The 12,951-nt window shown below is 37.5% G+C and carries 17 protein-coding genes; all 17 read right to left on the reverse strand.

Annotated elements, in window-relative coordinates:
- Positions 1-48: 48 nt before the first annotated feature.
- Complete coding sequence (locus I588_RS13405; protein ID WP_010759290.1) at positions 49-705, reverse strand: bifunctional 4-hydroxy-2-oxoglutarate aldolase/2-dehydro-3-deoxy-phosphogluconate aldolase; 657 nt, start codon at positions 703-705, stop codon at positions 49-51.
- Complete coding sequence (locus I588_RS13410; RefSeq protein WP_010759291.1) at positions 705-1,802, reverse strand: PTS fructose transporter subunit IIC; 1,098 nt, start codon at positions 1,800-1,802, stop codon at positions 705-707. Before I588_RS13410 ends, I588_RS13405 begins: the two co-directional genes overlap by 1 nt.
- A gap of 19 nt (positions 1,803-1,821) precedes the next feature.
- On the reverse strand, positions 1,822-2,133 hold the full coding sequence (locus tag I588_RS13415) for a PTS fructose transporter subunit IIB (RefSeq protein ID WP_010759292.1): 312 nt from the start codon (positions 2,131-2,133) through the stop codon (positions 1,822-1,824).
- A gap of 12 nt (positions 2,134-2,145) precedes the next feature.
- Positions 2,146-2,598, reverse strand: coding sequence for a PTS sugar transporter subunit IIA (locus I588_RS13420; RefSeq protein WP_010759293.1), 453 nt, complete (start codon positions 2,596-2,598; stop codon positions 2,146-2,148).
- A complete protein-coding gene (locus tag I588_RS13425) occupies positions 2,591-4,552 on the reverse strand; it encodes a BglG family transcription antiterminator (protein ID WP_010759294.1) in 1,962 nt (653 codons plus the stop codon). The genes I588_RS13420 and I588_RS13425 overlap by 8 nt, the downstream gene beginning before the upstream one ends.
- A gap of 237 nt (positions 4,553-4,789) precedes the next feature.
- On the reverse strand, positions 4,790-5,179 hold the full coding sequence (locus I588_RS13430) for a MerR family transcriptional regulator (RefSeq protein WP_010759295.1): 390 nt from the start codon (positions 5,177-5,179) through the stop codon (positions 4,790-4,792).
- A gap of 21 nt (positions 5,180-5,200) precedes the next feature.
- Positions 5,201-5,782, reverse strand: coding sequence for a histidine phosphatase family protein (locus I588_RS13435; protein WP_010759296.1), 582 nt, complete (start codon positions 5,780-5,782; stop codon positions 5,201-5,203).
- 59 nt (positions 5,783-5,841) lie between these two features.
- The gene (locus I588_RS13440) at positions 5,842-6,540 is read right to left on the reverse strand and encodes a flavodoxin (protein ID WP_010759297.1); all 699 of its coding nucleotides are present in this window, start codon (positions 6,538-6,540) and stop codon (positions 5,842-5,844) included.
- A 38-nt stretch (positions 6,541-6,578) separates the two neighbouring features.
- On the reverse strand, positions 6,579-7,244 hold the full coding sequence (locus tag I588_RS13445; protein ID WP_010759298.1) for a flavodoxin family protein: 666 nt from the start codon (positions 7,242-7,244) through the stop codon (positions 6,579-6,581).
- A gap of 39 nt (positions 7,245-7,283) precedes the next feature.
- The gene (locus I588_RS13450) at positions 7,284-8,024 is read right to left on the reverse strand and encodes an SDR family oxidoreductase (RefSeq protein WP_010759299.1); all 741 of its coding nucleotides are present in this window, start codon (positions 8,022-8,024) and stop codon (positions 7,284-7,286) included.
- Between the two features lie 24 nt (positions 8,025-8,048).
- Positions 8,049-8,177 (reverse strand): saccharopine dehydrogenase, encoded by a 129-nt coding sequence (locus tag I588_RS28060; protein ID WP_139243973.1) that lies wholly within the window; start codon positions 8,175-8,177, stop codon positions 8,049-8,051.
- An 8-nt stretch (positions 8,178-8,185) separates the two neighbouring features.
- Positions 8,186-8,692 (reverse strand): NAD(P)H-binding protein, encoded by a 507-nt coding sequence (locus I588_RS13455; RefSeq protein WP_010759300.1) that lies wholly within the window; start codon positions 8,690-8,692, stop codon positions 8,186-8,188.
- Between the two features lie 590 nt (positions 8,693-9,282).
- Positions 9,283-10,431 (reverse strand): site-specific integrase, encoded by a 1,149-nt coding sequence (locus I588_RS13460; RefSeq protein ID WP_010759301.1) that lies wholly within the window; start codon positions 10,429-10,431, stop codon positions 9,283-9,285.
- A 4-nt stretch (positions 10,432-10,435) separates the two neighbouring features.
- Positions 10,436-10,621 (reverse strand): DUF3173 domain-containing protein, encoded by a 186-nt coding sequence (locus tag I588_RS13465; RefSeq protein WP_010759302.1) that lies wholly within the window; start codon positions 10,619-10,621, stop codon positions 10,436-10,438.
- Between the two features lie 371 nt (positions 10,622-10,992).
- Entirely contained in the window at positions 10,993-11,235 is a 243-nt protein-coding gene (locus I588_RS13470; protein WP_010759303.1) for a helix-turn-helix domain-containing protein, read from the reverse strand.
- Positions 11,222-11,650 (reverse strand): RNA polymerase sigma factor, encoded by a 429-nt coding sequence (locus I588_RS13475; protein ID WP_010759304.1) that lies wholly within the window; start codon positions 11,648-11,650, stop codon positions 11,222-11,224. The genes I588_RS13470 and I588_RS13475 overlap by 14 nt, the downstream gene beginning before the upstream one ends.
- A gap of 287 nt (positions 11,651-11,937) precedes the next feature.
- Positions 11,938-12,927, reverse strand: a complete 990-nt coding sequence (locus tag I588_RS13480) for an aromatic acid exporter family protein (RefSeq protein ID WP_010759305.1) — start codon at positions 12,925-12,927, stop codon at positions 11,938-11,940.
- Positions 12,928-12,951 lie beyond the last annotated feature (24 nt).

Below are 12,951 nucleotides of genomic sequence, written 5' to 3' on the forward strand. Positions count from 1 at the left end.
TATCATCTCCAACATTACTGCGATTGCTTTTTCAACTTCAATACAAAACTAGTCGGCTTGATTGACAATCGCCATCATTTCCCTCGCATGTTCTTTGATCGTGTTGAAATCACCTGTTTTAATCAAATGTTTATCTGTCAAATATCCGCTAATGCCAGCTCCGCTGAATCCTAGCTCAAGATAATCTGGCAAGTTTTCCGGTGTAACACCAGCTGTAGCGATCAATTTAATATGGTTAATAGGTCCAAGAATATCCTTCACATACCCCATTCCCAACGCTCGGACAGGGAATAGTTTAACAAAGTCAGCTCCCGCCTCATGTGCCGAAATAATTTCACTTGGTGAAAAGGCTCCTGGAATCGAAATCAGGTTTAACTCTTTGGTTTGCTTAATAACCTCAGGATTCGTATTAGGAGAAATAATGTATTCTGCTCCTGCCTGATAAGCCGCTTGAACTTGTTGGATTGAAAGTACCGTACCAGCTCCAATTCTGACCTCTTCGCCAAATTCCTTAACCAACAAGCTAATAGCCTCTGCGGTTTTAGTCAGGCATTCTGCATCACCTTGATCAAAGGTGACTTCAACTAGTTTTACGCCGCCTTCTTTTAGGGCGGAAACCAAATTAATTAGGTCTTCACCATAAGTTCCCCGACAGATAGCTATTACCTTATTCTTCTCAATAAACTCACAAATATCTTCCTTCATTAAACCTTCTCCTTTGTTAGCTCTGTCATTTTCGCCTTTTTTACTTTTACTGGCGCTTCCTCTATCACTGGTTTTAAAAAGCCAAGAATTATTGCCGTAACTAAAGAACCGACTATAATTGCAGCAATAAACCAGAGTTTGTTTTCTACTACCGGAAGAACCACAAATCCTCCGTGAGGAACATAACATTTCACATTTCCAATTGCACCAATCACACAGCCTACTGCTGTACCAATCATTGACGAAGGCAAGATTCTTTTCATATCACTGACAACAAATGGAATGGCTCCTTCTGTAATACCAATACATCCCATAATTCCAGCAGCTACTGCTGCATCGCGATCGCCTTCACTGAATTTCTTTTTAAAGAATAGTGTAGCCAAGAAGATCCCAATTGGAGGAATCGCTACCGCAATTCGAAACATGCCATTTGGCTCGTAGATTCCTTCATTCATCAATGCTAAAGTGAACATTGAAACAGACTTAGTAATTGGTCCACCCATATCAACTTCGCCAAACAATCCGATAAATACAGCTAATAAAATCGCACTGCTTCCATTTAAGCTGCTCATGATGCTGGTTAATCCGTTCATTAAGAATGCCAGTGGAGTTGCTACAACATAAATATAGATTAGTCCTAGAACGAAAACGGAAATGGTTGGAATAATCAGGATTGGTAAAATGGTTTTTATGGTGCGGCTAACCTTCCACTTTTTCATCCATTTCACTAAATAACCTGCGGCTACCCCTAACAACATTGCTCCTAGAAAGCCTGACTTTACTTCTACTTGATTAATAGTTACCGGATTATTTGCCAGAAAACCTAAAATCATTCCTGGCGCTAAGCCGGGTTTACCGGCAATCGAATACGCAATATAACCGCCTAGAATCGGGATCATCATGGCAAAAGCCGATTTACCTAATAAATTGATATTTTGCATTAATTCATTGGTTACAACTACTCCAGTATCACTTTTCTCGCCGGTAGCAAGGGAGATCGCCAACATAATTCCTCCAGCAACTACTGCTGGCATCATAAATGAAACACCACTTAGAAATGATTTTTGTACTTCTTTTAAGGTCGCCTTCACGTTCATTTTTATCCTCCTTTAGCTCCTAGCTGTTCAATAATGCTTCGGCAGCGTCCAAGACTTTTCCAGGATAGGAAATAGCATCGTTCACGTCTGCATTCAGGACTAATTTATCTTCAAAACGCTCTTCATTTTCAATAAAAACTGATACTGCTAAGATGACCACATCTGCCTCTTCCGCTTCATCTTCCGTCACTTCATTTTCGATTCCGATACTACCTTGTGTTTCAATTTTGATATCGTGTCCTCTTCTTTTTCCTTCTTTTTCCAATGCTTCCTGTGCCATATAAGTGTGAGCAACTCCTGTAGGACATGCGGATACTCCAACGATTTTCATAATAATTTCCTCCTAAATAATTTCTATTTTGTCTTCTACTTGTCGTAGTAAATTTGTAATCAACGTTTTATTTCCAGTTAACAAATTGTTTCTAAACCCTTCATCCAAAAGCTTTTTGCTGATTTCAGCTAGGACCTTTAGATGGAACGTGCTCTGCTGGTCTTCAGGAATACCCAGCATAAAAACTAACTCCACTGGTTTTCCAGTATTGTCCCATTGAATTGGCTGACGGGTTCTAAGAAAGCAAATAAATGGGTTAAGAACTTCCTTTGATTTTCCATGAGGAATACTTACGTCATAGCCAATTGCCGTGGAAAACTCTTCTTCTCTTTTATTCACTGCTTCGATGTACCTGTCGCGATTACTTAAATAGCCAAGCTTCTTTGCCTGATCTGATAAATAATCAATAATCGATTTTTTATTGTTTAACGTTGAATCTAAAACAATCAAATCTTCATCAATCAATTGCTTCTCCTCCTAGTATGCTCATTAATTCTTGTTTTGTTTTGCCTAAAATAGTTTTGTCCACATTTCTCTTAGATTCAACAATTCGATATATTTCTGAAAGAATTCCTTTAATATCTTTTAGATCTTTTTCCGCCACACAGATCATCAACACTGTATTAATCATCCGAAGGTTCCAGCGAATGGGTTTAGCTACTGTCATAATTACTAACTTGCTTTCTTTGACAGTTGATGGAGCTGGGTGAGGAATAGCTACCCCAGTAGGAAGATCGGTTGCTCCTAGTTTTTCACGGTCCCAAATCGCTTGTTCAAAGGACTCGGTAACTAAATCCGCTTGTAAGAGTGCCTTGGTAATCTTTCGTATACATTGTTCCTTTGAGGTGATCGTTTCATTTAAGAAAATGACCTCTTCATCTAATATTTTGCCGAGGTACTCAAAAGGCTGATCCAGTTGCTCTTCTTCTTCGTAAAATAAATTCAAATATTTCTCTGAAACCTTAATCAAATCCTGTTTACTCATTAAAGGTGAAACATAGGTTACTGGGACCTTCATTTTTTCCAATTGAACGGAAGAAATAATCAGGTCGATCTTACTCAGATCCCGTTTATATAAGGTGCGTAATGAAACGACCTCAACAATATCTTGGTGAGAAAATACTTTCTTCAAGCGATTGGCAATTAACTCGGAGGTTCCGATACCAGTCGGACATACAATCAATATTTTCTTATTAGAGCTGGCTCGATCAATCGCTCCTTGAAAATGAATCATCATGAAAGCCACCTCATCCTCAGTTAAGCGAATATCCAACTCTTTTTCAATCCCTGTTAGTATTAACCAAGTTGTGCTGTATAAAACCGAATATTCACGCTTTATTTCCGCTAATAGCGGATTAGTAACTGGAACATTCAGTTTATGGCGATAAATCATTGATACTAAATGGTACAGGACATTTGTATAAAGCTTATCGTCTTTGGTTAAATCAATTTGAGTTGAATCACTCATTTCCTGAATCATTTTCTTTACTAGCGCGTCGTATTCATCTTGAATCGCCAGATCATTCAGTCTAGGTTCAAATCCGTGAGCCACCAATTGACGATTTAAAAATTCAAAATCATTGGAAGTAAGTGTGATGCTTTCGTCAAAATCAAGCTGTTCCACCAATTCATTTGCTAAAAAGAAAGTCTTTAACGACTCAATATTTTCAAATAGGAAATTGTCTTGCCTTTCAATATGAAACCCTCGATGCAGCCGATAAATGAAAATACTGATGGATAGTACTAAGGATTGAAAATGCGTATCTGATAATCTATCCACATTAAAATGATCATTTTTTTGCAATAGCTTGGAGGTTTTTTTGACTATATCCTCTGGTAAAAAGCGAAACAGCAATCTTGGAAATTGAATTCTAAAGCTATTAGTCAGGTCTGACTTGTCCATGATAAAATACGCATATTGTTTAATCGCCTTTTGTATTTCAGATTCCTTGCCAACCAGTGTTGTTCCATTGCTGTCGGAATGAATAGCAGCAGAACTTCCTTCAATAACTGTCTGGATTTGATCTAAATCATTGGAGATCGAACTTTTGCTGACTAAAAATTCCTCGGATAACTGTTGATAAGACACTCGTTTACTTTGCAGCAGCAAATATTCAGCAATTTTCATCTGACGTTCCAGCGGAAACTGGTTAAAGTCAATTGGCTTGGATACTTCCCCGAAGCTTTTCAGTATTTCATCATTGGATACTACTGAATGACTGATACAGATGCCTTTTCTTGGTTTTTTTAAAATCTGAACTTCTTTTTCCTTCAGCTGTACATTCAATTCATCGATATCTTTGTATAACGTTCGATCGGAGATAGATAAAATCTTGGAGTAATGATTTACCGGTAAAAAATCTTTTTGCTCCAGCAGCAGTCGTAATAATTGATGCTGACGTTTACTTATTTCATGCATGCTTTTCTCCTCCCCAGGAAGCGCTTCCTTGTATATGTAATTTATCATGCAAATTCAGTTTTGCCTATCACATCTCGTTTCAAGATTATTCCTGAACTTTCCTAAACAATTCAATAAATGGGCTGAATTCTGGGATTGTATTAAAAATAGCTGATTTGTTTTGGACAATAAAAAACGACTAGACAAAAAACTGCCTAGCCGCTGATAATATAATTAATGTTTACGAGTTGAACATGATTAACTGTTCTTCTTTTCCAGTTTCTTTTCAAATTCTTTCAGATGATCTGGATTTTTTTCTATTTTATAGTTTAAATAGTCCAATGTTTCTTGCATCTCTTCAATTCGTTGAATCAACAGGTCACGTTGCTCAATTAGAAGATCTTTCCGTGCATCCATCGTTTGTTCTCTTCCTTGTCGAAACAGGATACCGTATTCAATTAAGGTTTCAATAGAAACGCCTGCATTACGCATCACTTTTGAAAAATAAACCCAATTCAAATCATACTCTGAAAAGTCGCGGTACCCTTTCTCGTTTCTTGTGACCGGTGGGATAATCCCTACTCGTTCATAATAACGTAAGGTATCAGATGAAATTCCAAATTTTTTGCTTACAGCAGCAATATTCATTATTGATCCTTCCTTTTACAATTATATTTTTGAAAAATCGTGATTGATTATTTCCACAAGCTGGAAAGTCTCGTCTTCAAAGTAATCAAATTTGAGAATACAACAATTTCGTAACCGCTCTTTTTGACTGACAATGCTAGTACGCTCCCAATAGCGCATAAATTGACGACAACTTGCTCCGTGTGAGACGGCTAAAATCGTTTTACCTTCTGAGTTTTTCATGATTTCTGCTAGCGAATCAGCGATTCTTTCTCTGAATGAATGCTCTGATTCGCCACCATAAGGAACAAAAAAATCTCCGTAAGGCAATGGTGGATTAAGAAACTCCGGCTCCCCTTCAAAACGACCAAAATTCCACTCCTTCAAGCCTTTTCTTCTTTGATAAGATAAGTTTGTAACTTGTTCTAGAGTATCAGAAGCGCGTTCTGAGGTTGAACTATAAGCTTCATCGAATTCAATCCCGTTATCTGTAAAATATTTTTTAGCAATCTGTGCTTGTTTGATCCCAGTTTCTGTCAGCGGTGCATCACACCAGCCTTGTATTTTGTGTAGCTGATTAAAAAGTGTTTCTCCATGACGCATCAAGTATAGTGTTTTCTTCATCCCGTTCACCTCAACATCATTGTACACCTTGAAGTCCACTTCATAGCAAGAGAATTTAATTATTGAAAAGATGCTACCCAGTCTTTGATTTGATTTTCACTGTCCTGGACATCATCTCGACTAATCGTTAATCCATTTTCTTCAACATTTGCATCAGGTGACTGTTCTTTTATCGTTTGGATCGTACTTGAGAAACCACTACCTCCATGAGTGTTGAAAGGAATGACTTGCTTACCAGACAAATCCGTGGTTTCCAAAAAAGTATACAAGATCATCGGTAGATCGCCCCACCAATTGGGATAACCTAGAAAAATAGTGTCGTACTCTTCAATATTAGACACCTGCTCTGCAAGCGCTGGTCGAGCATTATCATCCAGCTCTTCTTTTGCAAGGTCAACCAAGTCTTCGTGATCCGTTGGATAAGGAGTTTTAGGTTCAATACGGAATAGGTCTGCATTGGTTTCTTGTTGAATAACTGTCGCAACATACTCCGTATTCCCTAACACCTTTCCGTCAATCACTACGACACTATTTTCCTCTTCTTGCGTCATGTTATTCGGATCTTGTGTTTCTGGTACTGAAAAATAGACCACCAAGGTTTTTCCTAACTCCTGTGTTCCTTCAGCGGCTGAACCGGACTGGTTTGAACTATTTGTATTCGTTGAACCACTTGAACGCGTTTCAGTCGTTTGTTCCTGACATGCTGATAGCGTCATTACTAAAAACAGTCCCATAAAAATAGATGCGATTTTTTTCATACGTTCCTCCTAAATAATATTCTTCATTTTTTGTTGGTCTAAATGCCTCTCAACCAGTCTAAAATTTCCTCTTCACTATCCACTACCTTTGAATCTTCAATAGAAAAGCGACTAATGATTTTCGCATTTGGCAGGAGCTCTTGAATTCTTTCTACCGATTGCCCTTCACCATACCCTGCACTTGTAGAAAATGCCACGATTTCTTTTCCGTCTATCTCATTACCGTGGTCTTGTAAAAAGCGGATCATAGGATTGACTAGTGTCATGGACCAAATTGGATAGCCCAAATAGATTCTTTTATATTGGGACAAATCAGGAATGTCCGTATCAAGTTCAGGAAACTGCCCCGTTTCGCGCTCTTGATCTGCACGTTCGACCGTCTCTTCATAATCAGCGGGATATGGGTCTTTTATTGACAATTCTAAACTATCCGCATTGGTTTCTCTATGAACCAAATGGGCCAGATTTTCGGTATTTCCACTACGAGAAAAGTAAACAATTAGTTCTTGGCTGTCATTGGTAATGATTCGTGTAGGTTCTTCCTCAGAATTTGTATCTTGTCCATCTGATTTCGCTCCTCTTCCATATTGTTCCGTTGGCTGGAGGGTGAATGAGCCTTCTTCATTGTCAATCTTTTTTGTTTGATCCTGTTCGCACCTGGCTAAAAGAAAGAGAAAACTGACCATTGGGATAATCTTCTTCAACTGTTATTTCCTCCTAAGTTTTTATCTATTTTTCAATCATTATTGCACTTGTTTAGTCGGACGGATAATCACTTCATTCCACGAAGCATCCTCTGGAACATCGATGGCTTGTTGGATTGTTGTTGCCACTCGCTCAACTGAAATCCCGAAGTTCTCATAGAATTTTTCATAATTTGCTCTTAATTTCTCATCAGTCACGGAATCAAGTAGTTCTGTATTAATAGCTCCTGGTGAGACAATGGTTACCCGAACGTTCGATTGATTTTGAGCCATTTCTTCTCTCAAAGATTCACTGATTGCACGAACGGCCCATTTGGTTGCAGAGTAAACTGCTCCTCCTGCATGAGCATAGTGACCGGCCACAGAAGAAATGTTAATAATGTGTCCACTTTTCTGTTCATTCATATAAGGAATGGCCGCACCAATTCCATAAAGTGTCCCTTTGATATTGATATCAATCATGTTATCCCAATCGTTTATCCGTTTATCACTTAACATAGAATGAGGCATAATCCCTGCACTATTGAGCAATACATCAATTCTTCCAAAGGTGTCTACTGCAAATTTAACTAATGCTTCTACTTCTTCATTTTTCGTTACATCTGTTACTTGATAGACTGCTTCACCACCGTTTGCCGTGATTTCTTCAACGATTTTTGCAAGGCGTTCTTCTCGTCTAGCACTCAAGACTACTTTCGCACCATTCTTGGCTAGCAGCTTTGCACTCGCTTCACCAATCCCACTTGATGCACCTGTGATTACGATTACTTTTTTTGTCATTTGTATATGCTCCTTTTTCTTCCATTAATAAAATCTAGGTTTGTTCAATTTCTCTGATCCTGGCTCACTAACACCCAAACTTTCGTTTTGATAAAGGACACTATCGCTTTCAATAATATCTGTTATCAATTTGGCAACTGCTTGTCTGCTCACTTGTGCTCCTACAAAGGGTTCCCCTTTTTCGTCAGTTGATAGTGAACTTTCATCGGATCATTGTAAAGCCACGTTAAACGTAAAAGGGTGTAGACTCCTGATGAATTTTCAACACTATGAGCAGATTCTTTTTGTGCTTGTGTTCTAGCACTTAAGCCAATCATTCGATGATTCCACTCACCGAATTCTCCAGCTACTTCATCGTAGATTCCTAAGATAGATGTGCCAATGAAACGAGTAACATGGTTGTCTTTCATCTGATCAAGAATAAGCTGTACTGCTTCAGGATTTCCCATATCATTTAAGTAAATAAGATCAACTCCTGACATAGCAGCAGCGAGTTTCTTTTCATCCAAAAAGTCACCAGATACTAATGTTTCTTTATCGTTGACCTTTTTCAATCGCCTTTCAATATCTCGTGCATATAAAACTAATTCGTATCTTGAATCCTTTTGAAGCGTACTCCGTACTAATTGAGCAATTTGACCGGCTGCACCTAAAATAAGTATTTTCATATAAACCTCCTTTCATTGTTACCATACAGTATGGAGTTAACTACAAGGCAAGAGGAAGATTCTAGTTTTACTTGTTAGCAGTTAATTAATGGATTTAGAAGGTCTAAAATTGATTCTTACTTCAAATAAATTATTTTTGAGGGAGAAAAAGGAAAGCCTATCTCCCTTAAATCACTTTTAGAAATACTTTTTTACGATTTGTAAGCCTAATAAAGTTTTTATACCAAATAATCGAGGACTTCTTTACTGACATATATCTGAACACAAAAAAGCACCTCCAAAAAATTGAAGATGCTTTTTCGTATATTATGCCGGTAAAATTTCCAAGAAAATGCGACATTTTTGTCCTTTTTTGAGTTTCCGACAGCTTTTCTGACAGCAAAAACTAGTTTTAAACACAAAAACGTCTTTCAGTAACAAAGCAAAAACCTTGATTTAATAGGCTTTCCATTCGATAAAACTCTATTTCTTCGGCTCGTCTTCATCCATTTTCGATTCCGACAAGTGGCCTCTAAAGCCCGGTATATCAACACCTTGCATCTCAGAAACAGCCCGTGACAGCAATTTGACAGCAGTAAATCGTAAAAAAATTACACGTCAAATTTGGTAAATTCATCTGCTAGAGATTGGTTTGTTTCAGGATATAGGTGCCCATATTTGTCTAAAGTTGTCTTGATGGACGAATGCCCCAGCCGTTTTGAAACAGCATAGATGTTCTTATTATGCTCAATCAAAAAAGCAACATGGGAATGTCGTAATCCATGTAAATGAATTGATTTCACACCAGCAACCTCGGCCAATTTTTTAATACGTCCCAAAAATGTTTTTGGTGACGGTGGCAATCCATCAAAGGTGAAAACAAAACCTAAATCCTCGCCGATTAGTTTTTGGGTTTCTTGCCATTCTTTCAAATCTTCGACAGTTTGTTGGTCTAGTGTGATAGTTCGGATACTTGAAGCATTCTTCGTATCAGAAAACTCATAATCCGTTCTTGTCCGAATGTAAAGAGATTTATTCACACTACAAGTACTTTTTTTTAAGTCAATATCCGGCCATTGCAGAGCAAAAAGCTCCTCACTTCTGAGACCTGTAACAAACAAAAAACGCATCATTCTTTTGTAGAAAGTCTCCTGAAAATCACAGAGATATGGGCAAGCGTACACCTTTTTAAACTCTTCAACAGTCCAAAACTCTACTACTGAACGTTCTGTTCGAATCTTACCAATCGTATCGACTGGGTTTTCTTCAATCACTTCTAAAACCACTGCACGCTTAAAAATGATCCGTAACTTGTTAAAAATCTGTTTAATATAATTGTTTGATAACGGACGTGTGGTACCCTCTTTGTTCGTAACAGAACACTTTTCAACGAGGTACTGTTGAAACTCTTGAATATGAATTGGTCTGATCTTTTCCATCTGCATGTTTCCGAAATAGGCCAGAGCACGTTTTAACGTCTTGTCGGTTTTTACATAGGTTTTCTCAACTGTACCTAGTTTATACCAAGGAAAGAAGTACTTCTTATAAAAGTCTCGAAACGTAATTCCTTGTAAATAGATATTTTGAGAATCAGAATAATTCTTTTTCAACTCTTCCATGGCTTGTTTTGCCTCTGTCTGGGTTTTAAATCCCCGTCTGGTGGGCTGAATTCTCTTACCAAACCGATCGTACCCTAGAGACAACGAAAAATACCACGTCCCTCGTTTTTCGTCTTTGTACACATTTGAAACTCTTCTCATTGCACTATTCCTCCCAAGAAATATGCAAGACCTCTTCTACAATTGAAATAGGAATTCGTTTTATCTTTGAGTTTCGGTAAAATGAATATCCTTTATTGACGAGAAGTCTCTTGCATTCCTTGAAAATTTTGTCAGCATAGTACTGAGAAAACCCCAAATCAATTATATCTTTTCTAGTAGCTGTCTTCATTATACCGCCTTCCTTCAAAATTGTCTTATCCTCAGCAATGTTTTTCTAGAAATAGCTATCAACTTTTGATGGACTTTTTTCATCTATCAGCTGCTCTGCCAAAGCACATAGGAATCTCACCTCCCCCCAGTAATGGCGGGCCAATTTGGTTACGGAAGTATCATTATCGTAATCACGAGTTCATTTCAGAAACTATCGCTCAAAGGAATATCTTGTCATGGCGAAACTAAATAGAAACTCGTAAGCTACACGTACTGATAGATATACTATTCACTTTTCAAAGAGCATTCGGCTTTTTCAGCCTATGAAAGTCTTCTATTCGAAACTGATAAAAAACTTTCATAGAATGAAAAGGAAAGGGAAAAAATACGTTAGCGAGTTGTATCAAATTCAAGTATCTTTTCAATCAATTTCGTTTCCAGTTGTCTACGCATATATTCATCCATATACATAACCATGCCTTTTTCTTCTTCATAAACGGACTTCATGGCTACTCTTGAAATATAGTTTTGATATTTTGACAGGACAATGGTCATTGCGATTGAATCGCCGGAGCTTGCAGCTTTGATCGTTTCTACTGGTATGGACGGTATATATCGTTTAGTTTTCTTCATAACTTTCACCTAATATCCTGTTCAGATCTTCTAAGGCTTCCTGACGTTGATACCAAACACTTCCAAGACTTTTTCCGACTATTTCACTAATTTCACGATCATTGAGACCGATGAAAAACGACATCAGGATGATCTCTTGTCTAACACTAGCCAATTGTTCAATTGCATTTGCCAATACTTCATTGCCTATTAAAATTTCGATTCCTAAGACAGGAAACTTCCCATTACCATTCAGCCTCGTGTCAGAATAATAGAATTCTGTACCTAGATTTTTTTGTTCCAACGTCTCCATTGAAATTTGACGCTGGCGAAATCTCGCATCTTTCTTTTGAATATTGAATGCTTCATTGCGGACTACTTTCTTACAAAAACTGTCAAACATGTGTTGAATGTGGGTTTCTTTAGAGTCGCCCATAACATTTTCCTCCTCAAAAAAATCATTCAACTCGTTTTCATATCTATCCCTTTCCATTATTACTACAATCTGGGAGTGAGCATTTTTCGAAAAAAGACAAATTTTTTTAAAATAAAAAGGCATACAGACAAGAACTGTCTATACGCCTCACAAACGGATTAATTTATTATCAGAATTATTTTTTATTATTCAAAATATCAACATGCCATGAAGCTTATGAGTTACTTACAATCTAATTACTCAAGTGAAAGGTGAAATCTGAGTTATCAAAAACGCTTATTTCAGATTTACTTGTCTAAAGTTGCCACAAAACGTTCTTTAAACTTCAAAAATTCTTCGATGTTCATCACTATATGGTAAAGACGTACTTTACTAATAAACTCCTCACGAGTCGTAGATAAGTTGTTTTGTTGAATGTATAGAATCAAATCAGCTACTTTACGCAGCTGGATTAGAGGAGAATTCATTTTAGACAAATCGTCAATCATCGAATCAAGAAACTCAGCTACAATTTGTGAATCACTTTGAAATACTCGTATATTTTTCATCTCATAATGGAGATTATGGAGCACACCGCTCTGTTGCAGACGCATTTCAAAATAATTCACATAATAATGATCTTTTCGTGGAAGACGGTTTTGTTGGTATTGAAAAGCAATCGCCGTATATCCTAAGATGTCTTTTTCCAGCTGAATGATGTCTTCCCAAACTTGATTGTTAAGTGTGGGATCTTTCAAATAAGCAGAAAGTTTATAAAAAATTTTCTGCATTTCTCGATCCGTAGACTCCACTGCCTTTTCTAAGTATTTCTTCTGACTTTCACAATTTTGAAAATTATTGACGACAATGGCAATCACTAGCCCAATCAACAATAATGAAAACTCATTAACTAGATTTTCGATTGTAATTATTTGATCTGGCGCTCGCAACAAATGACTCACCACGACTGCATTTCCCGAGAGTGTTTTGAGCAAATCACGTAAACTCAAGGCAAAAGTCAGAACGACCATAACGATGCCATAAGCAACCCACTCCGCACTAATCACTGAGTTCATTAGCCCGCATAATACCACGGTTCCAATAAATGTGATTATACGATGCAATCCTATACGCAGAGTCTCGGATCTTGTGGAAGCAATAGTTAGCAACGTGATGATGCCCGCTGATGAAGCATATTCCAATTGCAAACTTTCCGCTATATAGATTGATACGCCACTACCAATACCAATTTTTAATGCATACAATAGATGGTTCCATAGAGCCAACCGTTGAATCATCTCAGGCCTCCATTTCTTGGTTAA

It is taken from the genome of Enterococcus pallens ATCC BAA-351 (genome assembly GCF_000407485.1).
GTDB classification, from domain to species: Bacteria; Bacillota; Bacilli; order Lactobacillales; family Enterococcaceae; genus Enterococcus_A; species Enterococcus_A pallens.